The organism is Starkeya sp. ORNL1 (genome assembly GCF_012971745.1).
Lineage (GTDB): Bacteria > Pseudomonadota > Alphaproteobacteria > Rhizobiales > Xanthobacteraceae > Ancylobacter.
This window is the reverse complement of sequence record NZ_CP048834.1, coordinates 5,647,788-5,674,260: the sequence shown is the minus strand read 5'-3', so window position 1 is coordinate 5,674,260 and position 26,473 is coordinate 5,647,788. Positions and strand designations below refer to the sequence as shown.

Below are 26,473 nucleotides of genomic sequence, written 5' to 3'. Positions count from 1 at the left end.
GCGGACAGCGGCGTCCGCCGCCCCCTCGGCATCAAGCCGGTACCGGCTCGCGTGCCAGACCCACGCGATACAGCGCTCCGGCGAGCACGGCGCCCACGCAGCGGTGCGGTGGCGTCGCCGTCGTCAGGCGCGCCCGAGTTTCTCGGCACCGCCGCCGAGCGCGGGACCGGCGGTGGGGTCGATATGTTCGGGGATGTCGGCCACCAGGGTGTTGGTCGACAGCACCAGGGTGGCGACGGAGGCGGCGTTCCTCAGCGCGGTGTAGGTGACGCGGACCGGATCGACGATGCCGGCCGATATCATGTCGGTCATCTCGCCGGAGGAAGCATCGAACCCGACACCCGCAGGTGCCGACCTGAGGCGATCAAGGACGGTGTCGGGATCGTAACCGGCATTGCGCGCGATGAAGGCAGCGGGACGCGAGAGCGTCTCGCTCACCAGGCGAATGCCCTCGCCGACATCGCCATTGAGATTGCCGAGTTTGGCCCTGACGATCGGCGCGCATTGCAGCAGCGCCGTTCCACCGCCGGCGACGATGCCTTCCTCGGCTGCGGCGCGGGTCGCGTTGAGCGCGTCATCGATGAGCTGGATCTTGCGCTTCTGCTCCACCGGCGTCACCCCGCCGGCATAAATGATGGCCGTCCCGCCGGACAGCTTGGCGAGCCGCTCCTTGAGCTTGTCCTGCTCGATATTGGGGGGCGCGAGCTCATGCTGCCGGGTGACCTGGGCACGCCGCGCCGCAACAGCCTCGGCATCGCCGCCTCCCCGCACGATCACGGTCTCGCGGGCGCTGGCGCGCACCTGCCGGGCGCCGCCGAGATCCTCCAGGGTCGCATCTTCCAGCCGGCCGCCGAGCTCGCGCGCGATGACGCGGCCACCGGTGATGATGGCGAGATCGTCCATCATCGCCTTGCGCCAATGCCCATAGTCCGGCGGGTTGACGACCAGCACCTTGCCACGGTTGCCCTCGCCGAGCAGCGTGACCACGACGTCGGGCGCGATCTCCTCGGCTACGATCATCAACGGGCGCCCGGTCCTGGCGACGGCGGCGCGGATGCCGGCGATCTCCTCCGGCGTGCGGATCTTGAGGTCGGTCAGCAGGATGTAGGGCTCCTGCAGCACTACCTCCATCTTCTCGATGTCGGTGACCATGTGGTGCGAGATGTAGCCGCGGTCGAACGACATGCCCTCGACCACGTCCAGCGTCGTCTCGATGGTGAGCCCGTATTCGGAGCTGATGATACCGTCGCGGCCGACCCTCTCGAGCGCGTCGGCGACCAGGCTGCCGAGATGGGCATCGGTCGCGGCGATCGTCGCCACCGCTTCCAGCATATGCCGCTCGCCGGCGGGCCGGGCCTGGTCCTTGAGGGTGCTGACGACGAGATCCACGGCCGTGTCGATGCCGCGGCACAGGTCGATCGGCTTGGCGCCGCGCTCCAGCGCGGCGACGCCGTTCTGGATGAGACCATTGGCCAGCACCATGGCGGTGGTGGTGCCGTCGCCGGCGACCTCGTTGGTCTGCATCGAGACCTCGCGCACCACCTGCGCGCCCATATTCTCGAAGCGGTCGGGCAGCTCGATCTCCGAGGCGATGGTGACGCCGTCGCGTGAGACGATGGGCGTGCCGATCGGCCGGTCGACCATGGCGTTCATGCCCTTCGGCCCAAGCGTCGCCTCGACGGCGGCAGCGAGCTTGCCGACGCCCCGGGCAAGGGCACGGCGGGCTTCGATATCGTGCAGGATCCGTTTTGCCATGGCGTTTTCCTCTCCTCGATCGTTTCTCTGTTGTGGGTCGCCCGGGATCGTCGGCCCGAGGCTCAGAACGCCATCGGGGCATGCGCCGGGATTTGCGTGTCCGGCCTTGCGCGGGTCCCGCCCAGCGCGCAGCCGGAGCAGGCCTCCGCCTTGCCGGCTGCGCCGCACGCGTGCTCCTCACCGGGCTCGGCCGGTTCGACGTGATGCTCGCGATAGCGGGCCTCGGACAGGCCGCGGCACAGCGCGCCGTTCGCCTCCATATTGATGCGGATGGCACGCAGTGCGCGCAGGTGCGCCGCCAGTCCGGAGGCCGCGATCGGCTCGCCCTCCAGGGTGACGAAGGCGAGATCCTGCGGCCCGGCGGCGAGCCCGCGTTCAAGCAGGAGGGAGCGATAGCGCGGCTTCTGCCGCAGCCCTTCCGCATCGCGCACCGTGAAGCGATCGAAGCGGGCGAGATCCATCGCCACCAGTTCGGCGTCGGTGCAGCCGGCGCGTCGGAAGCCGAGCATCACCGCCTCCTGGCGCCGCTGGAAGGCCTTCCTGAGGAAGGTCTCCCGCAACTCCTCGATGCTGCCGCCGACCTGATAGCCGGCGAACGCATCCGCGAAGCTGAGACCGAGCTCGACGCCGCGATTGACCTCGTCCGAGCACATATGGTCCTCAAGGCGCGGGCGCACCTCGCCGACCCATGGCAGGGCACGCACCGCGCGGGCGATGTCGTCGGCCATCAGGAAGGCGAAGTTCGGCGAGCACCAATAGGTCGGTAGCCGGAACCGGACGTAGACGCCGCCATCCGCATCGATGTCCACATCCTCCACGAAGCCGAGATCGACGATGGATTCGTCGAGCTCGGGATCCATGACGTGCGAGGCGCGCTCCCACACCGCTGCCGTGCGGCGATCAAGGCTGGCCGAGCTGCCCATCGCCCTACTCCGCCGCTACCGCCAGCGAGGCGTCCTTGAGCTTCGCCTTCTGCGCCTCGACATCGACGCCGTAGAGGCGAGCGGCGTTGAGCCCGAGGATCTTGCGCTTGGCCTCGCGCGTCAGGTCGACGCCGTGCTCCTGCTTGATGTCGTCGGGGATCTCGAAGTTCCAGAACTTCTCCACCAGCCAGCGCGGCGTCCAGATCGCGTAGTCGCTGCCGAACAGCAGCTTGTCCTCGCCGACCCAGAACAGCAGCTCGCTGATGACTTCGGCGAAATAGCGCGGGCGGGAATGGATGAAGGGCAACGCTACGGCGAGGCCGCCATAGACATTGGTCTCCTGCACCGCGATCCAGCAGAAATCGTCGAGCCTCGGCAGGCCGCAATGCTCGATGATGAAGTTCAGGCCCTGGAAATCGGTCGCCGCATGGTCGACGTCGTGGACGTCGAACGCATCCTTGTCGAGCGGGATGATGGTCGGGCCCTTGTGCACGTGGATGTTGGTGATGCCAAGCTTCTGGCACAGCTCGAGGCAGCGATAGGCGCTCGGGTCGGTGAGCTTCCAGCCACGGGACTCGCCCTTCCACTCGGCGGTGTAGAGCTTCACGCCCTTGACGCCGTAATTCTCCTTCATGAAATGAATGTATTCGAGGGCCTTCTCGCCATCGCGCGGATCGAACGCCCCGTTCACGATGAAGCGGTCCTTGTAGGCCTTGGCGATCTCGAGGTTACGCTCGATGGTGTTGAAGCCATTCTTGTAGAATTCGGTGAGATAGGTCGACTGCACGATCGCCATGTCGTCGGGACCGTCGACGAACAGATCGTGGTGCATCTGCTCGGCGCTGTATTTCTCGAACTTGTCCTTGGCCCAGAGCTTGTCCTTTGGGCTCAGGGCGGTGTGGTAGGCGTAGAAGCAGTCGATGAACTGCTTGCCGTGAATATTGCTCTGGTTCTCCGGGCTGCCGTCCCAGAAGTGCGTATGACCATCGATGATGAAGACCTCTTCACCGTCCGGCGTCCTGAACATCGTCCCTCTCCCGTTCATCGGAATGCATGTGCGCGTGGCGTCGCGTCGGGCGCCGATTTTCGTGCCGGCCGGGGAAGGCACCTGCCCTCCCCGCCGAGCCTGTCCCCGGTTACTCGATGTATTGGCGTATTTCGTCCATGTCGCCGAACAGGGTGACCGTATTGTCGTCGACCCGGATCATGCGTCCGTAGTGAGTGGACGTATTGACCTCGAAGATTTCGGCGGTCATCTCCTTGCCGAGGATCTCGCTGATCTCGTCCATCTTGAAGACCAGCTTGCCTTCACCGTCGATGCGGATCAGCGCGGGCTGATAGGTCACCGTCACGGCGGGCTTCTGCCCCATGAACTCGGCGATGGCGCGAGCCTCGACGCTGTCATTCATGGTAACGCCGCACTGATGCGAGATCGTCTGGTTGAAGACGATGTCGCCCATCTTCTGGAAGATGTTGTGGTTGGTGGCGGACCGGGAGGATACGGACATCTGTGCTCACTCCTTGGGAAGATCGAGACCGAGCTCGCCCAGGATCTTCTGGATGCGCTCGACCGACTGCGCGCGCGCATCGGAATACTGGACAGGCTTGGAATGCGGCTGCGACCAGATGGGCTGCAGGCCGGCGGCTGCCTTGTTGGCGAGCCCCACATGCTTGTGCAGCCAGGTCTGGAACAGGAGCTTGTTGTGCGCGCCGTGTTCCGGGTCGTGTGCCAGCAGGTGGAACAGGTCGATCGCGTTGGCGAGGTTGCGCTCGTAGTCGGCCTCGGCCGCCGAGATCACCGGCGGCGTGATGAAGTCGCCGTTCGGGGACGCCGCCTGCATCAGGAAGCCGCTGCGGAACAGTTCGCCGACCAGCGGCTCGAACACGATGTTGGTGGCGAAGTACTGCTCGAGATAGTCCGTCGCGCCCATGATGGACTCGACCGCCTCGCGCGTGCCCTGCCAGATGCCGTCTTCGAGCCAGGTCCGCTTGCCGGCCTCGTCGTCGAAATTGCCGATATCCATGCCGATTTCGGCAAGATACAGCGTGATGTCCTGGGCAAGGCGCAGCTTGTACGACGAGTTCGTCAGCGTCGCATTGTTGATCATCTGCGTATAGCCGTAGCGCTGTGCCTGCATCAGCGACGTGCCGAGGCCGAACTCGACGTGCTTCCACGCGCCGAGATGGTTTTGCAGCACTTTCACCCAGGCCTTGTCGAACGCCTTCGGCGCACCGGACTTGCGGCCATTGGCGATGACTGACTGCACCATCCCCTCGATCTTGGACTGGCGCTGATAGTGGGTGCGCTCCCACTCCTGGTCCGGCGCGCGGAACAGGTGCCAGTTGGAACTCAGCGCCGCGGTGTTGTCCTTGGAATAGGCGCCGCGCCCGTCGGGAAAGGAGATGATCCAGTCCTGCAGCAGATAGCGCTCGGGATCCGGCTGGACGTCGACGGTGACGTCCTCATAGTGGGTCGCGCGCTTGCCGCGCGGCTCGAAATAGCGGTACTTCCGGCTATCGGAGTCGGCAAAGATCGCCGAACCCGCGGCTCCCGACTTGACCGGTGCCGTTTCTGTTGCAGACATGATGGTCCTCCCTTTTCTTGATGCTTGGGAAATACTTTGTTCAGGCGTGGGCCAGCTCGGTGGCGCTGGAAGCCGGCGTGAACTTGTCGAAGAAGATGCGGTCGGTTGAGACGTCATTCATCTGCAGGACCGGCACCAGGGCCTCGATCATGGGCTCGGGGCCGCAGGCATAGACGTCGACATCCTCGCCGAACGAAAGCCTGCGCAGATGGGCGTTCAGCACCTCGTGGACGAAGCCGCGCTCGCCGGTCCATTCCTCGTCCTCGCCCGTATTGGACAACGCGGGAATGAAGTGGAAGCGGGAATTTTCCTCCGCCAGGCGCGCAAGTTCGTCGAGGTAGAACAGGTCCTTGGCGGTTCGTGCGCCGTAGAAGAAATGGACTTCGCGATCCTCCCCGCTTTCCAGATGATCGTGAAGGATCGACCACAGCGGCGACATGCCGGAGCCGCCGCCGACCAGTATCAGGGCTCCTCCCTTGTCTTCCCGTCGGAAGCAGGTGCCGAACGGTCCACGGACGTCGAGCCGGGTTCCGGGCTTGAGGTCTCCGTCGAGACGGGAGGAGAATTGTCCGTTGGGGTACTTCTTGATGATGAACGCAAGCTCTTTGCCTTCGACCGGCGTATTTGCCATGGAAAACGAGCGCGTAATCTTCTCTGGTCCCGGGAGCGTGATATCGACATATTGCCCCGCCCAGAATTTGAGAGGCTGATCGAGCACGATCTCCAGACGCCTTATGTCGTGGGTCAGTTCGACGACCCGCGTTACCTGCCCTTCGAGATTGCGAACGGGTATCGATTTCGACAGTATTTCCTCGTCGAAATTGAGTAGATCGACCTCAATGTCCGAATAGGCCAGCGTGCGGCACAGCAATATGTGGTTCTGATCCCGTTCCATCTCGTTGAGCGCGAAGGTGGAATACGGTTTCAGCTCGACCTCGCCCTCGTTCAGCACGCATTTGCAGGCGGCGCAGCGTCCTTCCTTGCAGCCGTGCGGCAGGGCGATACCCTGGCGGAAAGCCGCATCGAGGACGGTCTCGCCCTCCTTGACCTCGAACTCGACGCCGACCGGGCTCAAGCGGACGGTATAGACGTCGCCCATCGCGCGACCTCCCCTTGAATTTCTGGAGTGAACCCTTGGTCGATGCGGGACTGGGAAGCCCGGTCCCGCCCGACATTCAGTTGCAGGGGTTGATGGTGAAGCCGGCGCGGTATTCGGCGAGATGCTTCTCGCGCTGGCCCTCGCTCATCTCACGCAGGGTGATGAGCGGGCTCTTGATGGTGAACCCGCGCACGTCATCGAGGGTCCACATCTCCTTCTCCTCGAAGCGCAGATGCGGCTGCGGGATCAGGGTCTTGCCGTCGGTGCGGACGAAGCCGAGGTCCTGGATGGCGTCGGCGAGATCCCAGTCGTGGTAGCAGCTCTCCCATTCGCGCCGGCCGCTGAACCGGCCCATCGCCGGAGTCGGGCGACCCTGGTATTCGCTCGCAAAGGCCTCCACTGCGGTCCAGCGGTCGAGTTCATGCGCGAAGGTGTGCAGCTTGCCGTCGATGGTGTCGGTGACGATGTCCTCGCGGACCACGCACGGCACCATGCTGCTCCAGCACCGGTGCGGATAGACATATCCGGTATCGGTGTTGAATGTCATGTTGGTCTGGCCGCGGTGCGAGAGCTTGTCGTACCACTTCCAATATTCGCCGAACTGCGCATACCAGCCCGGATACTTGTGCTCGAACCACTCGAAGTCCTTATCGGTCTGGGCTTCGATGCGCCAGAAATTCAGCGGCCAGCCGACCGAGAAGAACTGCGCGATCTTGTGCACATAATGCTTCTCGGTGATGCGCTTCCAGGCGGTCTGCACGTCATCATGATGGATCTTGATGCCGTACTTCTCCAAGGGCAGCATGTAGGTGCGATAGTAATCCTCGAAGATCCAGCGATGCCACATCTCCGCGTAGGATTCCTTGTTCTTGTCGCGGTTGGTAGTGCCGTATTCGATGAAGGTACCGATGGCGGCATCGACGATGGCGTGGTTCTGCCAGAAGGCGTAGCGCATGTCGCGCTCCAGCAGGAGGTGGTTCTCCGGCTCCTTCAGCATCGACATCAGCATCGAATGGCCGTTGCCGACATGCCGGCTCTCGTCGGACTGCACCGACAGGAACACCGTGGGCAGTGCATAGTCGCCATTGCGGGCGGCTTCCGACGGCATGGCAACGAACAGCGTGTTGGTGAACGCCGTCTCCGCCACGACGGTCAGGTATACGTTGGCGGAGGTGATGGCATCGCCGGTGATGAAGCCCTCACCGAACTGCCGGCCGATAGTGGTCGCATAGCACTTGCCGAAGGCTTCTTCGGTGATATCGAACCCGGCGGGGTCGATATAGTTCTCCATGTACCACTTCTTCAAGTTCATCTGGATGGTCGAGTGACGAAACTCGTCCACCATCTGCATGGTGAAGCCGGTACGCAGGTCCTCGCCGGGCGCCAGGCGGCCGACCATCGCCATGGAGCGGGCCGCCGAGATCTCGGGGAACGGGATGATGGCGAGGAAGAGCTTCATCCACTCGACCCAGCGCGGCTCGACATTGCGGAACATGTCGCCGCGCAGCGCCGCGTCGAGCGCGCCGTAGACGCGATTGTCCTTTTCCTCCTGCATCGGGAAATAGGACCGCAGCACCTGCTTCATCGGGTCCTTCGGCGCCTTGGTGATCTTGTAGTCGGTCGGGAAGGTCATCGCCTCCTGGACATAGGAGGGGTTCCAGCCGAGATCGGCGATCTTCTTGGCCGCATCGGCGACGGAAATGCCGCGCTGCGCGGTGATCTTGTTCAGGGTCAGTGTACTCGTCATTATTGCCATCCTCCTCTTGGGGCGGAGTCCACGGTCAATTCCCTCCCGCGGCGTGGTGCGGCTTTCCCGCCACCCCGGCCGTCGGGCTTCGGACATGAGCAGTCGCTCGCCCGCCGCGGCGGGCTCGACGTGGCAAAGGTCTGCGATGCCATGGGCGTGCTTGAAAGCGGCGCACGGCTTAGAGCATTTTCCGCAAAAGTTGAATGACTTTTGCGATCAGAAAATGCTCCAGCCTATTGAATCTAGAGCACTTTCTTGTCGTTCGGATGATTCCATCCGAACGACAAGGGCTCTAGCTGGCGCCCGAGCCGGCGGGCTCATCGCCCGTCCGGCAGCATCCCTTGGCTTCTCCCCTTCGTTCTTGTCGCGGCTCGTCCCGTGGGACCAGTCAGCATTGTTCTAATGTCAATCTGGCAAGTGTCGTGCCAAGTTGTCGCATTAGCCATTTCAACGTCTTCGCGTCGTTCAGGCTTTCATGCCAGCGCGCAAATTGAACTGTTTTGCGAATTGGCAGTGTACAAGTGTTTCATTATGCGAATATTTTGCACTGCAAAAAGTAATACGGTAACGAATACTTACCTAGGTATTTTGCACTGCACAAGTCGAGCAGACATCGCTAAACGATGATGATATTTATTATCCCACACCCGTCGCACGGAACTGTCAGGGGATCAGTACCGCCCTGCCATGGATCTTCCCGTTGTGCAGGTCGTGCAGCGCCTGGTTCGCATCCGACAGCCTGTATTCCGCGGTCGCGAGCTCGACGAGGCCGCGGTCTGCCAGCGCCATCAGTTCCGTGAGCTCGGCCCAGGTGCCGACCAGGTTGCCGATGATGTTGCGCTCGGAGATGATCAGGTCGACGGTCGGGATGCGGATATCCTCGCCATAGCCGACAATGTAGTAGCTGCCCATCGGGCGCGTCATGGCGAGGCCCTTGGAGGTGGTGCCTTTCTCGCCGACGAAGTCGATGACCGCCTCCGCGCCGTTGCCGCCGGTCAGTCCCAGGACGGCCTCCACCTCATCGCCGTCGGCCTTCACCGTCTTGTCGGCACCGCTCTTGCGGGCGAGTTCGAGCGAGGCATCGGACTTGTCGACCACGATGACGTCGGCCGCGCACATCGCCTTCAGGCACTGGATGCCGATATGGCCAAGGCCGCCGGCGCCGATCACGACGCAGCTCTCGCCCGGCAGCAGGTGTCGCGTGGCCTTCTTCACGGCGCGATAGGCGGTGAGGCCGGCATCGGCATAAGGCGCCACGTCCTTCGGCGCCAGCGAGCGCGGCAGCGGCACGATGTTGCGCTCGGCGGTGCAGATGAACTCGGCATAGCCGCCGTCGCAGTCGAGCCCGGGGAACTTACCCGGCCCGTGCATGTCGAAGCCGCGACGGCAGGCGAGGCAGGTTCCGCCGGTGATCTTCGGATGCACGATGACGGGATCGCCCTTCTTCAGGCCCTCGACCTCCTTGCCGACCTCCTCGACCCAGCCGGCATTCTCGTGGCCCATGATGAGCGGCAGCAGGGCGTCGCCGTTCGGGTCCATGTGCGGCTTCCACACACCCTCGATGATGTGAAGGTCAGTGCGGCACACGCCGGCGCCACCGATGCGGACGATCACGTCCGTGGACTTCGTGATCCTGGGGTCGGGAACATTCTCTTCCGCCACCCAGCGCCCAGCGGTCAGGCGTTCGTCGTAGGATCTCAGGACTTGCGCCCTCATGGCTCCCTCCATTGCCGGCGTATGTGCCGGCTTGTTGGGACCACCAACGCAGCAACCGTGCCAATCGGTTTATTCCGGCTTTATCAAAGACTTCGCGAATTCAGGAGGTTCAACGCGCGTCCATTGGATGAACAGGCGCGGATACGAGTGTTCAGTTTCTGGATATTGCGCTTCGCCGATTTTGCGCGGAACCTGCCGGAAAACGACAAGGGTCAGGCGCTGGGAGCGCCGAGGAGACGCCATGCCACCCCTCTCCAGCATCGAGCGCGCGCGCGCGGCCCTCGAGGCCGGCGGACGCTTTCCTGCCGGGATGCTGTCGCCGGAGATCGCACTGAGCTGGGAGCGCTGTGTCGCCGGCGGCCTCGATCCTTCCGGGCGACCGGAGGAGGTCGTCATCTCCTTTGCGCAGGTGAAGGCGCGGCGCGAGGAGCGCGCGATGCTACGCCGCCTCGCCAGCGTCCAGATGCAGTTGCTCTACGAGCAGATCGCCGGCTCCAACTTCATGATCGCGTTCGCCGATGCCGATGGCGTCGTGCTCGACACGCTCTGCGACCAGCAGTTCGGCGAGAGCGATGCCGGGCGGGCCATCATGCCGGGCAGCGTCTGGCACGAGGAACGCCGCGGCACCAATGCGCTCGGCCTGGCGCTGGTCCAACGGGCGCCCGTCGCCATTCATGGCCGCGAGCACTTCTTCGCGTGCCACGGCCATCTGAGCTGCATGGCCGTGCCGATCTTCGATCCGGCCGACCGCCTGGTGGGACTGCTCGATGCGTCGAGCCCCAACGAGGCCCGCCAGCAGCACACCCATGCTCTCGTGCGCATGGCCGCGGCGGCGGTCGAGAACGGCCTGATGATCGAGGATCGTGGCGACCTGCTGCTGCTCGCCTTGCATCCGCGCGCCGAGTATCTCGACACTTTGTCCGCCGGCCTGGTGGCGTTGTCGCTGGACGGTGAGGTGCTGTCGCTCAACCGCCCTGCCCGTGCCTTGCTCGCCGGCCTCGATAGCCATCCGGGCGGTACGTTCGAAAGCCTCTTCGACGCCTCGTTCGCAGCAGTCATCGAGGAATTGCGGCTGCGCGGCATCGTGCGCATACGCGACCGCGCGGGAAGCGCTGTGTATCTGGTTTGCCGCCGCTTCGCCGGACGTGACGTGCGGGATGAGCCGTCGCCTCGCCCCATACCGACGCGCATCTCTCCCCCGGCGACTGAGTTCGTCTGTGCCGATCCCGTGCTGCGCCACGCGATGAGAGGCCTGGAGGCTGCGACCCACACCCCTCTCGCCGTGCATATCCATGGCGAGACCGGCACCGGCAAGGAACTCATGGCCCGCCATGTCCACAAGCTCAGCGGCCGTACCGGGGAATTCGTGGCGGTCAATTGCGGCGCGGTGCCGGAGTCCCTGTTCATCGCCGAACTGTTCGGCCACGAGCGTGGTGCCTATACCAACGCCCGTGCCGAGGGATCGCCAGGCCTCATCCGGCTCGCCAACAAGGGCACTCTCTTCTTGGACGAGGTCGGCGACATTCCGCTTCCCGCCCAGACTGCGCTGCTGCGCTTCCTCGACACGATGGAGGTGCGCGCGGTGGGCGGCGCGAAGACCGTTCGCGTCGACGTGCAGATCGTCTCCGCAACCAATCGCGACCTCGCCGCGGCTGCTGCGGCCAATCAGTTCCGCGCGGATCTCTATTATCGGCTCAATGGTTTCCCGGTTCGCCTGCCGCCGCTCAGGGAGCGCAAGGACTTCGACGACATCGTGCGCCATCTGGCAGCGCAGCAGGGACGGGACATTCCGATCGACGATGCGGTTCTCGATCTGTTGAGACGCCAGCCTTGGCCGGGAAACATTCGCGAGTTGCAGAACTGGGTCCGCAGGGCCTGTCTCGAGGGAGCGTCGGCCGACATCACCGCTGTCGACGGCTCCGGCCTGAGGCCGCCCGATGTATGTAGCCATTGCGCCGGCACGATGCTGAGCCGGAGCAAGTGCCGCCAGATCCGCGAAACCTACGCAAATACTGGCATGAATGTCCAAATGACGGCGCGTTTGCTGGGTATCTCGCGGACCACCGTCTACAAGCACATAGATGTCGGAGCAGATGAATGATAGGCGCCGGCACCCCTGGCGCGAGCCATGGCACAGGTCAGAAGCGGTCGGCGCGAAAGGGGTGCAGATCGATCGATGGCGGCTTGCCGGCAGCAAGCTCCGCGACCAGCCGGCCGGTCACCGAGCCGCCGATCAGGCCCTGATGGCCGTGGCCGAAGGCGAACAGGACGTTCGCATGCCGGGTCGAACGGCCGATGACCGGAATGCTGTCGGGCGTCCCCGGCCGATGCCCCATCCAGCGCGTCACCTCGCCGACCTTGAGGTCCGGGAACATGTGGCGCGCCTGCCGCAGCAAGATGTCGGCGCGCGTCATGTTCGGCTTCGCTGTCAGCCCGGCGAACTCCACCGTGCCCGCCAGCCGCAGCCCGTCCTCCATCGGTGAGGCGACGAATTTCCGCTCGGCGGAAATGGTCTGGATGCGCAGGCCCGTCTCGGCGCCCTTGACCATGATGTGATAGCCGCGCTCCGTTTCCAACGGCACACGCGTACCGAGCTGGCGCGCGAGTTCCCCCGACCAGGCACCGGCGGCGAGCACCACCTGCCCAACCGGCCGCGTCCCGGCATCCGTGCGCACCGCGGTCGGCCCCGCCGCGCCGAACTCGAAGCCGAGGGCACGTGCCCGGACGAACCGGGCGCCGTTGCGGGTAGCGAGCTCGGCGAGGCGGGCAACCAGGCGGCCGGGATTGGGGCACTGCCCCTGCTCGGGGAGATAGACCCCGCGCTGGAAGATCGGTGCCAGTGCCGGCTCAAGCTGACGCAGCTCATCCCGGCCGAGAACCTCGACCTTGACGCCATGCTGGCGGCGCAGGCCGAGCGAATAACCGCTCTTCTCCGGCCCCTGCGGGTCCTCATAGACAAAGAGCTGGCCGCGCTGCTGGATCAATTCCTCGCATCCGGCCTCGCGCACCAAAGGCTCGTAGCATTCGAAGGTGAGGCGGTGCAGCGCGCGCATCGCCGCCGAGATCTCCTCGACCCGCGCCCGGCGCCCGCTCGCCAGGAAGCGCAGCAGCCACGGCAAAGCCTGCGGCAGATAGGCGAGCCGCACATAAAGCGGCCCTTCCGGATCGGCGAGCCATTTCGGGATCTGCCGCAGCATGCCCGGCATCGCGTTCGGGATGCAGGAGCCCGGGCAGATTCCGCCGGCATTGCCGTAGGAGCACTGGTCCTCTGAGCCGGGGGCTACGGGGTCGATCACCTCGACCTCGAACCCCTCGCGCAGCAGATAGTTCGCGGTGCAGACACCGATGATGCCTGCACCGATGACGGTGACGCGCCGCGACGCGCAGTCGATGACGCCGGTCATGGCCGGGTCACGGCGCGAAGTTGTCCGGCTTGCCGGAGCGGAACACCGGCAAGGCGCGGGCGACGGTATTCTGCAGCATGCGGAAATCCGACAGATACGCCATGAACTGGTAGCCGAGCTCGCGCATCTCCTGCGCATACTGCACCGAGCCGGTGTGGATGCCCGGGATGACGCCGGCTTCCTTGGTCTTGGCGGCGATGAACCTGATCGCCTCATAAACCTCGGGCTTGCGCGGATCGAACCCGGCCGGCCCGCCCATGGCGAGCGAGAGGTCGGAGGGGCCGACGAAGATGGCATCGAGGCCGGGCGTCTTCAGTATGTCCTCAAGGTTTTCGAGGCCTTCCACGGTCTCGATCATGGCGAAGGTCATGATCGTCTCATTGGCCATCTTGATGTAGTCCGGCCCGCCATAGAGCGAGGCGCGCAGCGGGCCGGCGCTGCGCTGGCCCACCGGCGCGTAGCGGCAGGCGCGCACGAAGGCTTCGGCGTCGGCGCGGGTGTTGATCATCGGGCAGATCACGCCATAGGCGCCGGCGTCGAGGATGCGACCGATGATGGACGGATCGTTCCACGGCGCGCGTACCATCGGGGTGGCGTCGGAGGTCGAGATCGCCTGCAGCATGGGCAGCATGTCGGTGTAGTCGATGGCACCGTGCTGCAGGTCGATGGTGATGGCGTCGAAACCCAGCTTGGCCATCAGCTCGGCCGAGACGGTCGCGGGTATGGCGAGCCATCCGGTTATCACTTCGCCGCCCGCGAGCAGCGTCGTGCGCATCTTGTTCTCTCTCATCTTTCTGGTTCCTTGCTCTTCAGCCGTTCAGGATCAGGTCCGCGGCCTTCTCGGCGATGGCGATGGTGGTGATGTTGGTGTTGGCGCTGCAGATCGAGGGCATGATGGAGGCATCCACCACCCGCAGCCCCTGGACCCCGCGCACCCGGCAACTGGCGTCGAGCACCGCCATCGGGTCGCCGTCGGCGCCGAGCCGGCAGGTTCCCGAGACGTGCCAGCCCGGCCAGACCGTGGACTTGACCCACTCGGCGATCGCCGCGTCGTCGCGGGCCATGGCGTGGATCTGCTCGGTGGTGCCGAAGCGGCGCCTTATCAGCGTGTCGCGCGCGAACGGCGCATAGTCGAACAGCGCGGCGGCGGCGGCGGTCTTCAGCCAGTTGGTGGGCTTGCGCACGCTCAGCGCGCGCACCGCGTCGGTATAGCCGGCGAGGAACCAGGTGTTGATGCCGGCCTGCACCGCCGGGCTCTCCATGATGCGGTAGAGCCGCTTGAAGCCGTCGACCAGGCGGACGAGGTCGCGTCCATCCGAGGCGAGGTTGAGGTCGACTTCCGGCTCGACGGCCGGGTCGGCGCTGTTCAGCCGCACGGTCCCGGTCGAATAGGATTTGTTCACGCAGACATTGAGCGCGCCGAGGCTGCGCCCGAGCGGATGCCAGCCGGCGCGATTGACCGGCATGAGCAGCATGTCGCCGGGATCGCACCCCTCGACGCCCGAGGAGTAGCGCACGCCGAGGAAGATGTGCCGTCGCATGGACCGCGGCAGCCGGGCCGGTGGCTTGAGGTGCGCGCCGACGGCGAGGTGAGGGTGCTCCGTCAGGTTCTCGCCGACCCCGGGCATGTCGGCCACCACCTCGATGCCGTGATGCCTGAGATGGCCCGCCGGGCCGACGCCGGAGCGCATGAGCACGGCCGGCGAATGCAGCGCGCCGGAGGAAACGATGACCTCGCCGGCTTCCACCCGCTGGCGCTGCCCCCCGCGCACGATGTCGAGCCCCTTGACGCGGTTGCCCTCGAACACGATCCGCTCGACGAAGGTGAGCGGGAAAATGGCGAGGTTCGGCCGCTTGCGGGTCTCGGCATCGAGATAGCCGATTGCGGTGGAGACGCGGCGCTCATTCTCGTTCGACAGGGGCAGCGGGAAAGAGCCGTCCTCCGTCGTCGCATTGTAGTCCGGCCGATAGGTTGGGCCCTCGCTCTCGACCGCCTGGAGCACGTCGCGGGTGAAGCCGGCCCACTGCTCCGGGAAGACGCGGCGGATCGGGATGCGCCCATCCTTGCCGTGCAGTTCGCCGTCGAAATCGAGATCGCGTTCGAGCTTTCTGAAATAGGGGAGCATGCCCGACCAGCCCCAGCCAGGCAGGCCCATCGCCTCCCAGCCATCATAGTCGACCGGCAGGCCGCGCACCGCGAACTGGCCATTGATGCTGGAGCCGCCGCCCATCACCTTGGCCTGTTCGAGCTTGGCGAGCCGCGCGGAGCCGTCGTTCAGCCGCGGAGAGCGGTTGTAAACCCGCAGGTCCGTCCAGTGATAGCGCGGATCGAAATAGGACAGGCCGGGATAGCTGTCGGCGATGATATCCGGCACCGCATCGGGCGGCGTGTCGGGGCCGGCCTCGAACAGCGCCACCCGGTTGCCGGGGCGCGCGGAGAGCCGGTTGGCGAGCACGGCACCCGCGGAACCGCCGCCGACGATGACATAGTCGAACTGCATCTGACGCGCCTTACTGAGCGTAGTTGACCCACACCGCCTTCTGGCGCGTGAATGCCTCGATCCCGGCACGGCCCATGTCCTTGCCGAAGCCGGATGCCTTGAAGCCGCCGGCCGGAAAGGTGAATTCCGGTCCGCGGCCGTGCTGGTTGACCCAGACCATGCCGGCCTCGATCTCATCGGCCGCCTTTAGCGCCTTGCGGATGTCGGTGGTGTGGACGCTCGCGGCGAGGCCGTAGGTCGGGTGCGCGGCGAGCGCGAGCCCCTCCTCCACCTCGTCGAAGCGATGGACCGACAGCACGGGACCGAAGAACTCCTCGCGGAAGCCGGTCATCGCGTCTGTCACGCCTTCGAGGATGGTGGGAGCGTAGAAGGAACCCTCGTTGCGCGCTTCGAGCGGCGTGCCGCCGATGCGCGCCTCCGCGCCCTCGGCGATGGTCTGGCGCACCAGGCGATCGATCCGCTCGGCCTGCCGCCGGCTGATGATCGGCGCGAAAGTGGTGGCTTCCGACCAGGTCGGGCCGGGCCGGATCGCGCGGCAGCGGGCCTCGATCGCCTCAAGCAGCCGGTCGGCGATGCCGCGCTCGACGACGAGGCGCGAGCCGGCAGTGCAGACCTGGCCGGCATTGTCCATGAAGCCGGTCGCGACTTTCGCCGCAGTCGCCTCGATGTCGGCGATGTCGGCGAACACCACCATCGGGCTCTTGCCGCCGAGTTCCAGCGTCACCGGCTTCATGCCGGACTGGGCCGCCTGCGTCATGATGACGGCGCCGGTCGCGGTGGAGCCGGTGAACGAGATCTTGCGGATGTCCGGATGCCGGACGATGGCGCTTCCGGTGGTGTGGCCGAGCCCGTTGACGACGTTGAAGAGGCCCGCCGGCAACCCGGCTTCGACCGCAATGGAGGCGAGCGCCAGCAGGCTGTGCGGGGTGAGCTCCGAAGTCTTCATGACCACCGCATTGCCGGCGGCGAGCGCCGGCGCGAACTTCCAGGCCGCGGTGATCAGCGGGAAGTTCCAGGGCACCACGGCGCCGACGATGCCATAGGGCTCGTTCTTCACGAGGCTGAGGGTGTCGGCATCGGTCGCGGTGACGATGCCTTCGAGCTTGTCGCAATACTCCGCGTAGTAGCGGATCACGCCGGCGGTGCGCGGCGCATCGCGCACGGAGGTTGCCGAAATCAGCCGGCTGGAGCCCAGCGCCTCCAGCCGCGACAGATACTCGCCGTTCGCCTCGACGGCATTGGCGAAGCGGTGCAGCACCTTGGCGCGTTCGAGTGGGGAGACCTTGCCCCAGCGCGTGGCGGCGAGCGCCGCCTTCGCCGCCTCCACCGCGCGCTCGACCGCCGCCTTGCCACCGTCGTGGATCGGCGACATCGGCTGGTGGTCGGAGGGACGGACCACCTCGATCGCCTCTCCGGGCAGATCGACAAATGCGCCGCCGATATAGTGCCCGCTGGGCAGTGCGATCGGGTTCGGATCGAAATCGAGGCTCATATCACGCCACCTTCATGTAGACGGTGCGCAGCTCGGTGTAGAAATCGAGCACCGGCCGTCCCTGCTCCTTGACGCCGAGGCCGGAGGCCTTGGTGCCGCCGAACGGCGCCTGCAGCTCGACGCCGGCGGTCGGCAGGTTCACCGAAGCGACGCCGCTCTCGGCCTGCGTCACGAAGGCGTGGGCGCTCAGCAAATTGGTGGTGCAGATCGAGGCGCTCAGCCCGTGCTCAGTGTCGTTGGCGACGGCGATCGCCTCGTCGAGCGTATCGACTGCGAATAGCGCTACCACCGGGCCGAAGATCTCGTCGCGCGCGATGGTCATGTCGGGGGCGACATTGTCGAAGACGGTCGGCTCGACGAAATAGCCCTCGGTGTTGCGCCGGCTGTCGCCGCCGCACAGCAGCGTCGCGCCCTCCTTCAACCCGGTGCGGATGTAGCCGACGACCTTGTCATATTGCTTCTCATCGACCACCGGACCGACGAAGTTCGCGGGGTCGGCCGGATCGCCGACACTGAGCGCCTTGGCGCGAGCCACGAACTTGCTGGTGAAGGCTTGCCTGATGCCGCGCTGGAGGATGACGCGGCTGGTCGCCGTGCACTTCTGGCCAGCATTGCGGAACGCGCCCTCGATCGCCGTGGTCACGGCGGCGTCGAGATCGGCATCGTCGAGCACCACCAAGGGGTTCTTGCCGCCAAGCTCGCATTGCACCTTGGCCCGGCGGTTCGACGCCGCCTGGTGCACGGCAAAACCGACCTTCTGCGAGCCGGTGAAGGAGATGCCGGCGAGGCCGGGATGGTCGACGATCGCCTGTCCGATATCGAAGCCGTCGCCGTGCACGAGATTGAGCACGCCGGCCGGCAGGCCGGCTTCCGCGAACGCCTCGGCGAGCGCCATCGAGGTGAAGGGCGCCTGGAGGCAGGGCTTCCACACCGCCGTATTGCCGGTGACGAGCGCCGGCCCGATCTTCCAGGCGGCGATCGACATCGGGAAATTCCACGGCGTGATCAGGCCGACGCTACCGAGCGGCTTGCGGGTCGTGAAGGCGACGACGCCGGCGCGACCGGAGGGCAGGTTCTCGCCGCCGAGCCTTAGCCCTTCCGCGGCATAGAATTCGAGCACGCGGGCGGAATAGAGCGTCTCGCCGCGCGATTCCTCCAGCGGCTTGCCGACCTCGCGGGTCATCTGCTGGGCGATCGGCTCCAGCCGCACGCGGATGGCTTCCGCGGCCTTGCGCAATATCTCGCCGCGCGCGCCGGGGGTCTGCGCCGCCCACGCCGGGGCCGCCTTGCGTGCCGCGCTCACCGCTGCCTCGACATCGGCGATGTTGGAGAGAGCGTAGTCGGCTATGAGATCCGTGGTCCGGGCAGGATTCACCGCAAGGTGACGGCGCGATCCACCGGGTGCGACGCGCTGGCCGGCGATGAAATTGACGACGTTCATGATGGCGTTTCCTAAGGTCAGCGGGCTTCGAGGAACGGCCGCAGCAGTTCGGCGGTCTCATGGAAGCGGTTCACGAAACTCTTCAGGCGTGGATGGCTCGGATTGAGCAGCACCTCGTGCGGCGTGCCTTCGGCGGCGATCCGCCCCTCGTCGAGGAAGATGACGCGGTCGGCGATCTCGAAGGCGAAGCCAAGCTCATGGGTGACGACCACCATGGTCATGCCCGAGCGGGCGAGTGCGACCATGGCTTTCAGCACCTCGCCGACCAGCTCGGGGTCGAGCGCCGAGGTCGGCTCGTCGAACAGCATCACCTTCGGATGCATCGCGAGGGCGCGGGCGATGGCGACGCGCTGCTGCTGGCCGCCGGAGAGCTGCGCGGGGCGCTTGTGCTCATGGCCTTCGAGGCCCATCCGGCACAGCAGCGCGCGGGCGTTCACCTCCACCTCGTCGCGCCTCTCGCGCTTCACGATGACCGGCCCTTCCATGACGTTTTCGAGCGCCGTCATGTGCGGGAACAGGTTGAACTGCTGGAACACCATGCCGGTCTTGGAGCGGATGCGGTTCACCTCGCGGCTGGGCACCTTGGACGGGCCGAGATCAGCGGATTCGACCTCGAACAGCACCTCGCTGTCGATGATGATGCGCCCGCTCGATGGCGTGTTGAGCAGGTTGATGCAGCGCAGCAGCGAGGTCTTGCCGGAGCCGGACGCGCCGATCAGCACGACGACTTCGCCTTCGCGAACGGCGAGGTCGACGCCGCGAATGACTTCCTTGGCACCGAACCGCATGCAGATGCGGTCGAGCCGCAAGACTTCCTGGGAGCTTTGCACGTTCATGTCGGGCGCCGGGTTCATTTCGTGGGGACGCCGCGGCGCTCCAGCATGCGCGAGAGCATGGTCAGCGGCACGAGCAGGATGAGGAAGATGGCGCCGATGGCCGTGTAGACCTCCATCGGGCGATAGGTGAAGCTGGAGATGTAGCTGCCCTGATAGAGCAGGTCCGGCACCGTGATGGCCGAGAGCAGCGTGGTGTTCTTCATCTGGATGATGGACTGCCCGGCGAGCGGCGGGATCATGCGCCGGAACGCCTGCGGCAGGATGATGCGCCGCATCCGCTGGCCATAGGACATGCCGAGCGCGGTGGCGGCATCGGTCTGCCCGGGGTCGAGCGACTGCACGCCGGCACGCAGTATCTCGGCATAGAAGGCGGCGGTGTAGCAGCTCAGCGCAAGGAAGCCGGCCCAGCCCTTGGTGATGTTGACACCGAGGAAGATCGGCAGCGCGTAATAGGTCCAGAGCAGGATGACGAGAAGCGGGATATTGCGGAAGAACTCGACGAAGATCCGGCCGAGAATTACCAGCGGGCGGAACGTCGTGAGCTGCATGAGCCCGACGGTAAGGCCAATGACGAGGCCGGCCGCGATGGTGATCACGGTGTAGTAGAGCGTGATCAGCAACCCCTGCCAGAGCAGATGAGCGTTGCCGGTAATGACTGAGAAATCGAACATGGCTCCGTCCTGTTATGAAGGGCGCCGACCGCAGCCAGAGAGAGTCGAGGCAGCGGCCGACGCATCCGGCTTCAGAAGCTGAAGCCGGGAGGCAGGATGGACAGATCGATGCCGCGGGCTTCCCAGGCGCGGGCGAGCTTGCCCTGGGCGAGGCCGAGCGAGCGTTGCTGCTGCACCCAGTTGGTGAGGAAGTTGATGTAGCCGGCATTGCCCGGCTTGCGCGCCACGGCGAGCGTCGCCGGATTGCGCAGGATCGGCTCGGGCAGCGAGACGTCGCCGATATTGTGGTTGGTGATCTGGATGGCGTCGAACACCGCAAACACGACGGCGTCCGCGCGACCGGCCTGGAGTTCCAGCAGAGCGAGGTTGCGGTCTTCGACCGGGGTGATCTTCGCCTTGGGCAGCAGCGCCTCGGCCACCACCTGCATGGTGCTGCCCTTCTGCACGACGATGGTCTTGGACGGGTTGTTGAGCTCGTCCCAGGTCTTCACCGGCTTGCCCTTGGGGGTGAGCACCGCCCAGGCGTCGATGAACAGCGGCTCCCAGAGATAGTCGACCACGAGACCGCGCTTCGGGTTCGGGTTTACTCCGATGGCGATGTCGATCTTGCCGGACTGGAAGTCGGCGGCGAGGTTGCCCCAGGTGGTCTCGACGGGCTGCAGCTTGACGCCGAGCTGCGTGGCGATCTCGTTGAGGAACTCATAATAGAACCCGCTCCATTTGCCGGTGGCGGGATCCTTGATGTAGCCCGGCTCCTCGCCGGTCATGACCGGGATCTTCAGCACCCCGCTCGACCGGATCTGGTCGAGCACGGCGGAGGGATTGTCCTGCGCGGGTGCTGCAACGGGTGCCCCGAACAGCGGCAGCAACAGCGCGGCTGCGACGAGAAGAGACTTGAATACTGAATGTTTCATCGAATTCCCCTTCTGACTTCTGCCAGTATTGTTTGCCGATACCATTATCGGCAAAGAAATCCCTGCGCGATCGGGTCGCTCGTCTCGAGAACGATTGTCGAATGCGCGGTGAGATGGGCCATGCCCTCGATTTCCGCGACGATCGCGCCTTCCGGCGTGCGCTCGGCCACGCGCGCGAGGAAATCGACGCCGAGGATATTGCGTGCCCGGTAGGTGCCGTCCGCTCCGAGCCGTCCGCGCACGGCGAGTTGGGCGACGCGCGCCGCGGTGCCGGTGCCGCAGGGCGAACGGTCGAACTTGTTGGATTCCAGCACCAGGAAATGCACCGCTTCGCCCGGCGCGCCGTCGGCATAGAACAGCACGCTCGGAGCGACGGCCCCGGCGAATTCCGGCCGGCCGGCAATGGCCGCCTTGATGGCCTGCTTGAGCGCGCTGCCGATGCGCAGCAATTCGGAGACCCGTTCCGGGACCAGTTCGAGCCCCATGGCGGTGGCGTCGACCAGCGCGTACCACATGCCGCCATAGACGATGTCGGCCTTGACGGTGCCGAAGCCCTCGAAATCCACGGCAAGGTCGGCGATGCCGACATAGCTCGGCACGTTGCGCAGCCGGACACCGGCGAGATCGCCGTTTGCTCCCCAGACGAGGCCGACCGTCACCACGCCGGCCGGGGTTTCCAGCGTGAAGCTGTCGCCGAGCTGCGGCGCGATCTGCCCGGTCGCCGCGAGCGTGCGCGCATAGCCGATGGTGCCGTGGCCGCACATGTCGAGATAGACATAGGAGGAGATGAAGAAGGCGCCGTAGTCGGCGACGGTCGAGGCCACCGGCACCAGCCCGACCATGGCGGCATGGCCGCGCGGCTCGTGCAGCAACAACGGGCGCAGATAGTCGAAACGCGCGCGGAAATCCTCGCGCTTCTCCAGCACACTCGCACCGTCGAGCTTGGGAACGCCGCTCAATATCACCCGCGTCGGGTGCCCGGCGGTGTGCGAGTCGATGACGTCGAACGAGGAGGCAAGGTTCAGCATGCTCAGCCCTCGCCGAATGACTGTGCGAAGGCAGCGCGCATGACCTGCCAGATTTCGCGGATGAGGTTCTCGGTCATCTCCTTGGCCGCCGGCGCATCGCCATCGACGATGGCGTCATAGATCCGGCCGGTGTCTTCGAGCGACAGGTCGACGATCCTGGGGTTGCGCAGATAGGCGAGGAAGCGATAGCGCAGCGCCTGTTTTTCCAGGCCGGCGAGCAGGCGCGTCAGCGTCCGGTTGTCGGCGAGCTCGTACGTGAGGGCCGAGCCCCGCACGTCCACCAGGAAGAATTCATGCGCGTCGCCACGCTCCGCGGCGGTCTTGAGCTCGGCGAACAGGCCGGCGAAGGCCTTCTTGCGCAGCTTGTCCCGAGAGCGCGCCGCACCGTCCGCCGCCAGCCCTTCGAGCTCGATGCGGCAGGCATAGATTTCATCGAAGTCCTTGAGCGAGAGTGGCGCCACCCAGATGCCGCGCCGCGCCTCGCGCAGCACCAGCCCGTCGCGTTCGAGCAGCCGTAGCGCCTCGCGCACCGGCGAGCGGCTCACGCCGTAGCGCAGCGCCACCTCTTCCTCGGTCAGGCGGGCCGAGGGCGGCAGCCGCCCAAAGATGATTTCCTGCTCCAGCAGCGCAGCTAAACCCTCGGGGATCGCCCGCGACAGGGAATTGGCGCTCGCCGGAAACATGTATCCTCCATACTGTATACAATTGCCGGTACCGAAGAACCTCACAGGGAGGCTCCGTTCCGCCAAACGCTCCGAGCGGCTGCCGCCCCGTATCGCTTGTGTCACTACGATCTACAAATTGATCTATGACATTTGGCGTAATGTTCTCTAGCCTGTCAATGCCCTTCTTGCTCCGTCATGCGGAGGGGCGTGGCCCGATACGAAATCCGGAACAGGGAACGACATGAAACGACTGGTGCTGGCCCTCCTCGCCGCCTTTGCGATCCTCGCCTCGGCCCCGCCCGCGGCGCACGCCACCGATCCCTCGCTGGTCATCAACGAGATCAAGCAGCGCGGCGTGCTGCACTATCCGGTCATGTCCGGCGAGGAGCCGGACTTCATCAAGGATCCGGCGACCGGCGAATGGAGCGGCTTCTATCCCGACTGGGGCCGGCAGATCGCCGATCTGCTGCAGGTGAAGATCGAGTTCGTCGAGACCACCTGGGGCAACCTTGCAGCCGACTTCCTGGCCGGTCGGCTCGATCTCGCCTTCGGGGTGAACCCCAATCCGAAGCGCGGCCTCGTCGTCGATTACGTGCTGGAGCCGATCGTCGAAGGTGTCTGGACCGTGCTGGCGCGCGACGGCTTCGAGCCCAGGAGCTGGCGCGATCTCAACAAGCCGGAGGTTCGTCTCGTCGCGCAGAGCGGCAGCACCATGCAGGTGATCGCCGAGACCATGGCGCCGCAGGCGACCATCGTGCTGGTCAAGAACCGCGACCAGGCGGTGCTGGAGCTACGCTCCGGACGCGGCGACGCCATCGTGTTGGCCGACCAGAACGCGGCGCAACTGCACAAGGCCGGCATCGGGCACGCCATCGTCCCCTCCCCCGTGCTGCGTAACCCGATGATGACGGCGGTGCCGCGGAAGGATGGCAATCAGGGCTTCATCAATCTGCTCGCCAACTGGTCGATGCAGCAGCGCACGCTCGGCCTGTCCTGCGCGCTGATCACCAAATATATGGCCCAGCGCGGCATTGACCTCTCGGTCGTGCCGCAATCCGGCAAATATTGCTGAAGGCTGGCGGTGGCTCCGCTCCGACTTTGACCTTCCCCGTACTGGGCTCGGCAACAGCCGAATTCAGTACGGGAAGTTGGAGAAGGGCAGTCCCCGTTGCCTCACAACCGCATGACTGGCGCAATCAATTGATGATTGTCATGCGACACCGGCCGCCGGCGTGCTAGAAGCGATTCTCCCGGGCCGCGCGCCGGACGCCCGGGCTCGATGCGGAAACGCCCTTGTTCCCGCCATTCGTGCAATGCTTCGTGCCGGCGAGTCGTGTAGGTGTGATGCCAGCAACCATGAGGCGATATGCCGGTCACGCAGCAGCGGGTTGGCGAGACGATGAACAAGCATGACGGGGTAGCCGGCACGGAGATCGCCGGCAGCAGCTCCGAGATGAGCTGGACCCCGAGATCGCTCGACCGCGGCCTCGCGCCCTATCTCGCCTTGCTGCAGGCACTCGAGGACGATGTCCGCACCGGCGCGCTGCCACCCGGCACGCAACTGCCGCCGCACCGCGCGCTGGCGAGCCATCTCGGCCTCAGCCTTTCCACCGTGACCAAGGCCTATCGCGAGGCCGGCATACGCGGTGTCGTGGTGGGGCGCGTCGGACAGGGAACCTTCGTCGCCGCGCCGGACCAGCGCCAGAGCTCCGGCCGGTCGGGCGGCCTCATCAATCTCGGCATCAATCTCTCCCCCGCGGGCGATCAGCGCGAGGCGCTGCGCACCGTGTTCGCCGAACTCGCGCGCGGCAACGGCCTTGACGGGCTGTTTGCCTATGATGCCCAGCAGGGCCTCGCCGAGCACCGCGCGGGACTGGCGGACTGGATCGCGACGCCGGGCTTTCGTCCCTCGCCTGAACAGATCCTCGCCACCAACGGCGCCCAGCACGGTCTCGACCTTGCGCTCAGCCTCACTTGCGCGCCGGGCGAGACGATACTGGTGGAGGACCTGACCTATGTCGGCTTCAAGGCGCTCGCCGACCTCCATGGCTACAGGCTCGAACCGGTCGCCATGGACGAGGAAGGGCTGGTGCCGGAGGCGCTGGAGGAGCGGATCCGCGAGACGCGGGCCAGGCTCGTCTATGCGATGCCGACGCTGCACAGCCCGACCGCGCGGACCATGTCGCCGGCACGCCGGCAACGGATCGCCGAAATCATCGAGCGCCACGGCCTCCGTCTGATCGAGGACGACGTCTATGGCTTCCTGCTCGACACCAAGCCGGAGCCGATTGCCGGCCTGATCCCCGAGCGCACGCTCTATCTGTCGAGCTTCTCGAAGATCTTCGAGCTCGGCTTCCGCGCCGGCACTATGGCGGTCCCGGCCCCGCTGATCGAGCGCGCCCGGCTCGCGGTGCGGGCCAGCACCTGGAGTGCGACGCCGCTGCTGTTCGAGGTTGCCTTGCGCATGGTCCGGACCGGGGTGATGGAACGGCTCGTCCGCGAGCTGCGCCAGGAAAGCCGCCGCCGCCACGCGCTGTTCCGGAAGATCTTTCCCGGTCAGCGGACACCGCATGACGGCGCCTTGTCGGGCTATCATGCCTGGCTGGAGCTCCCGAACGGCTGGACGGCAGCCGATCTCTTCTTCGCCGCCCGCAATGACGGCGTACTGATCACGCCCCCTGGCTCGGCCTCCGTCGCCGGGCGGCCGGAAGCCGGTGTTCGCCTGTGCCTCGGTGCCGCCGGCCGTGCCGAGCTCGAACGGGCGCTGGCAATCCTCAGGCAACTTATCGATCGGCCTGCGGGTACCATGTACTCGGTCGCATAGGCTCTCAGGCCAGGCAGAGGTCAACTCGCGGCGCTCTCGATGGCCGCCGCCCCGCGGCCGCTCTATCGGGCGACGGCGACCAGGGCGCTGGTCGCGGGGTGGGTCAGGACGTCCATCTCCAGCCCGTAGATGGTCCGCAGCTGCTGCGGGTGCATGATGTCTGCGGGTGCGCCGTGCGCGATCAGCCGGCCGGCGCGCAGCGCCAATATCTCGTCACAGAAGCGCGCGGCCATGTTGATGTCGTGCAGCACGATCACCACGCCGAGGCCCTTCGCGTGGCTGAGCCGCCGGACCAGCGCCAGCACCTCGATCTGGTAGGCGATGTCGAGCGCCGAGGTCGGCTCGTCGAGCAGCAGGCATTGTGTGTCCTGCGCGACCAGCATAGCCAGCCAGACACGCTGGCGCTCGCCGCCCGACAGCGTCTCGACTAGGCGATCCGCGAGCGGGCCAGTCCCGGTGAGGGCCATGGCCTCTTCGACTTTGGCCCGATCGGCCTCGCCAAACCGCCCGAGCGCACCGTGCCAGGGATAGCGGCCGAGCGCGACGAGCTCCCGCGCCAGCATGCCCGCGGCGGGCGGCGTCTGTTGCGGCAGATAGGCGAGCTTGCGGGCGAGCGCGCGATTGCCCCAGTGCGGCAGCGCCTTGCCCTCGAACCGCACCGTGCCGGTGGTGGCCGGCTGCTGGCGCGCCAGTATCTTGAGCAGCGTCGACTTGCCCGAACCATTGTGACCGACAAGGCCGACCATGCGCCGCGCCGCCAGCCTCAGGCTCAGCGGCTCCAGCAGCGCGCGACCGGCTATCGAGAAACCCACTTCGTCGAGTTCGAACAGCGGAGCGGCGTGGGATATCTGACCTGGCGATGAGTCCATGAT

At 65.8% G+C, this 26,473-nt stretch carries 22 protein-coding genes; 3 read left to right on the top strand and 19 right to left on the bottom strand.

Annotated features, from left to right (window positions below; genetic code table 11):
* Nucleotides 1-123 precede the first annotated feature (123 nt).
* The 8 genes from G3545_RS26600 to G3545_RS26565 all read right to left on the bottom strand — a co-directional run bounded on the left by G3545_RS26600 (nt 124) and on the right by G3545_RS26565 (nt 9,825).
* The gene (locus G3545_RS26600; RefSeq protein ID WP_170017311.1) at nt 124-1,755 is read right to left on the bottom strand and encodes a molecular chaperone GroEL; all 1,632 of its coding nucleotides are present in this window, start codon (nt 1,753-1,755) and stop codon (nt 124-126) included.
* Nucleotides 1,756-1,817: 62 nt separating this feature from the next.
* Complete coding sequence (locus G3545_RS26595; protein WP_170017309.1) at nt 1,818-2,678, bottom strand: iron-sulfur cluster assembly protein; 861 nt, start codon at nt 2,676-2,678, stop codon at nt 1,818-1,820.
* Nucleotides 2,679-2,682: 4 nt separating this feature from the next.
* Nucleotides 2,683-3,705: an amidohydrolase family protein gene (locus tag G3545_RS26590; RefSeq protein WP_170017307.1), complete on the bottom strand. Its 1,023-nt coding sequence runs from the start codon at nt 3,703-3,705 to the stop codon at nt 2,683-2,685.
* Nucleotides 3,706-3,814: 109 nt separating this feature from the next.
* Nucleotides 3,815-4,186 carry an MmoB/DmpM family protein gene (locus tag G3545_RS26585; RefSeq protein ID WP_170017306.1) on the bottom strand — a complete coding sequence of 124 codons (372 nt, stop codon included), beginning with the start codon at nt 4,184-4,186 and terminating at the stop codon, nt 3,815-3,817.
* 6 nt (nt 4,187-4,192) lie between these two features.
* Nucleotides 4,193-5,263 (bottom strand): aromatic/alkene monooxygenase hydroxylase subunit beta, encoded by a 1,071-nt coding sequence (locus G3545_RS26580; RefSeq protein ID WP_170017305.1) that lies wholly within the window; start codon nt 5,261-5,263, stop codon nt 4,193-4,195.
* Between the two features lie 40 nt (nt 5,264-5,303).
* Nucleotides 5,304-6,362, bottom strand: a complete 1,059-nt coding sequence (locus tag G3545_RS26575; RefSeq protein WP_170017304.1) for a 2Fe-2S iron-sulfur cluster binding domain-containing protein — start codon at nt 6,360-6,362, stop codon at nt 5,304-5,306.
* Nucleotides 6,363-6,438: 76 nt separating this feature from the next.
* Nucleotides 6,439-8,109, bottom strand: a complete 1,671-nt coding sequence (locus G3545_RS26570; RefSeq protein ID WP_170017303.1) for an aromatic/alkene/methane monooxygenase hydroxylase/oxygenase subunit alpha — start codon at nt 8,107-8,109, stop codon at nt 6,439-6,441.
* 663 nt (nt 8,110-8,772) lie between these two features.
* Entirely contained in the window at nt 8,773-9,825 is a 1,053-nt protein-coding gene (locus G3545_RS26565) for an NAD(P)-dependent alcohol dehydrogenase (RefSeq protein ID WP_170017302.1), read from the bottom strand.
* Between G3545_RS26565 and G3545_RS26560 the strand changes: the two genes are divergently transcribed.
* Entirely contained in the window at nt 9,824-11,926 is a 2,103-nt protein-coding gene (locus G3545_RS26560) for a sigma-54-dependent Fis family transcriptional regulator (protein ID WP_170017301.1), read from the top strand. The two genes, G3545_RS26565 and G3545_RS26560, sit on opposite strands and share 2 nt — an antisense overlap.
* Nucleotides 11,927-11,963: 37 nt before the next feature.
* Here G3545_RS26560 and G3545_RS26555 read toward each other — a convergent pair whose 3' ends face one another.
* The 10 genes from G3545_RS26555 to G3545_RS26510 all read right to left on the bottom strand — a co-directional run bounded on the left by G3545_RS26555 (nt 11,964) and on the right by G3545_RS26510 (nt 22,795).
* Nucleotides 11,964-13,229, bottom strand: coding sequence for an FAD-dependent oxidoreductase (locus tag G3545_RS26555; RefSeq protein WP_170017300.1), 1,266 nt, complete (start codon nt 13,227-13,229; stop codon nt 11,964-11,966).
* A gap of 7 nt (nt 13,230-13,236) precedes the next feature.
* Nucleotides 13,237-14,019: an aldolase/citrate lyase family protein gene (locus G3545_RS26550; protein ID WP_170017299.1), complete on the bottom strand. Its 783-nt coding sequence runs from the start codon at nt 14,017-14,019 to the stop codon at nt 13,237-13,239.
* Nucleotides 14,020-14,038: 19 nt separating this feature from the next.
* On the bottom strand, nt 14,039-15,730 hold the full coding sequence (locus G3545_RS26545; RefSeq protein WP_170017298.1) for a GMC oxidoreductase: 1,692 nt from the start codon (nt 15,728-15,730) through the stop codon (nt 14,039-14,041).
* A 10-nt stretch (nt 15,731-15,740) separates the two neighbouring features.
* Complete coding sequence (locus tag G3545_RS26540) at nt 15,741-17,222, bottom strand: aldehyde dehydrogenase family protein (protein WP_170017297.1); 1,482 nt, start codon at nt 17,220-17,222, stop codon at nt 15,741-15,743.
* A gap of 1 nt (nt 17,223) precedes the next feature.
* Nucleotides 17,224-18,663: an aldehyde dehydrogenase family protein gene (locus G3545_RS26535; protein WP_170017296.1), complete on the bottom strand. Its 1,440-nt coding sequence runs from the start codon at nt 18,661-18,663 to the stop codon at nt 17,224-17,226.
* 17 nt (nt 18,664-18,680) lie between these two features.
* Nucleotides 18,681-19,499: an amino acid ABC transporter ATP-binding protein gene (locus tag G3545_RS26530; protein WP_170017295.1), complete on the bottom strand. Its 819-nt coding sequence runs from the start codon at nt 19,497-19,499 to the stop codon at nt 18,681-18,683.
* A gap of 14 nt (nt 19,500-19,513) precedes the next feature.
* Nucleotides 19,514-20,170: an amino acid ABC transporter permease gene (locus G3545_RS26525; protein ID WP_170017294.1), complete on the bottom strand. Its 657-nt coding sequence runs from the start codon at nt 20,168-20,170 to the stop codon at nt 19,514-19,516.
* 71 nt (nt 20,171-20,241) lie between these two features.
* Nucleotides 20,242-21,084, bottom strand: a complete 843-nt coding sequence (locus tag G3545_RS26520) for a transporter substrate-binding domain-containing protein (RefSeq protein ID WP_170017293.1) — start codon at nt 21,082-21,084, stop codon at nt 20,242-20,244.
* 44 nt (nt 21,085-21,128) lie between these two features.
* Nucleotides 21,129-22,112, bottom strand: coding sequence for a proline racemase family protein (locus G3545_RS26515; protein ID WP_170017292.1), 984 nt, complete (start codon nt 22,110-22,112; stop codon nt 21,129-21,131).
* A gap of 2 nt (nt 22,113-22,114) precedes the next feature.
* Nucleotides 22,115-22,795 carry a GntR family transcriptional regulator gene (locus G3545_RS26510; RefSeq protein ID WP_170017291.1) on the bottom strand — a complete coding sequence of 227 codons (681 nt, stop codon included), beginning with the start codon at nt 22,793-22,795 and terminating at the stop codon, nt 22,115-22,117.
* A gap of 223 nt (nt 22,796-23,018) precedes the next feature.
* Between G3545_RS26510 and G3545_RS26505 the strand changes: the two genes are divergently transcribed.
* Together G3545_RS26505 and G3545_RS26500 are read left to right on the top strand one after the other, a co-directional pair.
* A complete protein-coding gene (locus G3545_RS26505) occupies nt 23,019-23,849 on the top strand; it encodes a transporter substrate-binding domain-containing protein (protein ID WP_170017290.1) in 831 nt (276 codons plus the stop codon).
* Nucleotides 23,850-24,143: 294 nt separating this feature from the next.
* Nucleotides 24,144-25,601: a PLP-dependent aminotransferase family protein gene (locus G3545_RS26500; RefSeq protein ID WP_170017289.1), complete on the top strand. Its 1,458-nt coding sequence runs from the start codon at nt 24,144-24,146 to the stop codon at nt 25,599-25,601.
* 62 nt (nt 25,602-25,663) lie between these two features.
* Here G3545_RS26500 and G3545_RS26495 read toward each other — a convergent pair whose 3' ends face one another.
* A complete protein-coding gene (locus G3545_RS26495) occupies nt 25,664-26,470 on the bottom strand; it encodes an ATP-binding cassette domain-containing protein (protein ID WP_170017288.1) in 807 nt (268 codons plus the stop codon).
* Between the last annotated feature and the right edge of the window lie 3 nt (nt 26,471-26,473).

Excerpts from the sequence above, each read along its gene's own strand:
- G3545_RS26550 (WP_170017299.1), bottom strand. The coding sequence starts at position 14,019 with ATGAGAGAGAACAAGATGCGCACGACGCTGCTCGCGGGCGGCGAAGTG.
- G3545_RS26515 (WP_170017292.1), bottom strand. The coding sequence starts at position 22,112 with ATGCTGAACCTTGCCTCCTCGTTCGACGTCATCGACTCGCACACCGCC.
- G3545_RS26600 (WP_170017311.1), bottom strand. The coding sequence starts at position 1,755 with ATGGCAAAACGGATCCTGCACGATATCGAAGCCCGCCGTGCCCTTGCC.
- G3545_RS26495 (WP_170017288.1), bottom strand. The coding sequence starts at position 26,470 with ATGGACTCATCGCCAGGTCAGATATCCCACGCCGCTCCGCTGTTCGAA.
- G3545_RS26570 (WP_170017303.1), bottom strand. The coding sequence starts at position 8,109 with ATGACGAGTACACTGACCCTGAACAAGATCACCGCGCAGCGCGGCATT.
- G3545_RS26535 (WP_170017296.1), bottom strand. The coding sequence starts at position 18,663 with ATGAACGTCGTCAATTTCATCGCCGGCCAGCGCGTCGCACCCGGTGGA.
- G3545_RS26555 (WP_170017300.1), bottom strand. The coding sequence starts at position 13,229 with ATGACCGGCGTCATCGACTGCGCGTCGCGGCGCGTCACCGTCATCGGT.
- G3545_RS26530 (WP_170017295.1), bottom strand. The coding sequence starts at position 19,499 with ATGAACGTGCAAAGCTCCCAGGAAGTCTTGCGGCTCGACCGCATCTGC.
- G3545_RS26580 (WP_170017305.1), bottom strand. The coding sequence starts at position 5,263 with ATGTCTGCAACAGAAACGGCACCGGTCAAGTCGGGAGCCGCGGGTTCG.
- G3545_RS26560 (WP_170017301.1), top strand. The coding sequence starts at position 9,824 with ATGGCTCCCTCCATTGCCGGCGTATGTGCCGGCTTGTTGGGACCACCA.
- G3545_RS26585 (WP_170017306.1), bottom strand. The coding sequence starts at position 4,186 with ATGTCCGTATCCTCCCGGTCCGCCACCAACCACAACATCTTCCAGAAG.
- G3545_RS26505 (WP_170017290.1), top strand. The coding sequence starts at position 23,019 with ATGAAACGACTGGTGCTGGCCCTCCTCGCCGCCTTTGCGATCCTCGCC.
- G3545_RS26525 (WP_170017294.1), bottom strand. The coding sequence starts at position 20,170 with ATGTTCGATTTCTCAGTCATTACCGGCAACGCTCATCTGCTCTGGCAG.
- G3545_RS26575 (WP_170017304.1), bottom strand. The coding sequence starts at position 6,362 with ATGGGCGACGTCTATACCGTCCGCTTGAGCCCGGTCGGCGTCGAGTTC.
- G3545_RS26520 (WP_170017293.1), bottom strand. The coding sequence starts at position 21,084 with ATGAAACATTCAGTATTCAAGTCTCTTCTCGTCGCAGCCGCGCTGTTG.
- G3545_RS26510 (WP_170017291.1), bottom strand. The coding sequence starts at position 22,795 with ATGTTTCCGGCGAGCGCCAATTCCCTGTCGCGGGCGATCCCCGAGGGT.
- G3545_RS26540 (WP_170017297.1), bottom strand. The coding sequence starts at position 17,222 with ATGAGCCTCGATTTCGATCCGAACCCGATCGCACTGCCCAGCGGGCAC.
- G3545_RS26500 (WP_170017289.1), top strand. The coding sequence starts at position 24,144 with ATGCCGGTCACGCAGCAGCGGGTTGGCGAGACGATGAACAAGCATGAC.
- G3545_RS26590 (WP_170017307.1), bottom strand. The coding sequence starts at position 3,705 with ATGTTCAGGACGCCGGACGGTGAAGAGGTCTTCATCATCGATGGTCAT.
- G3545_RS26565 (WP_170017302.1), bottom strand. The coding sequence starts at position 9,825 with ATGAGGGCGCAAGTCCTGAGATCCTACGACGAACGCCTGACCGCTGGG.
- G3545_RS26595 (WP_170017309.1), bottom strand. The coding sequence starts at position 2,678 with ATGGGCAGCTCGGCCAGCCTTGATCGCCGCACGGCAGCGGTGTGGGAG.
- G3545_RS26545 (WP_170017298.1), bottom strand. The coding sequence starts at position 15,730 with ATGCAGTTCGACTATGTCATCGTCGGCGGCGGTTCCGCGGGTGCCGTG.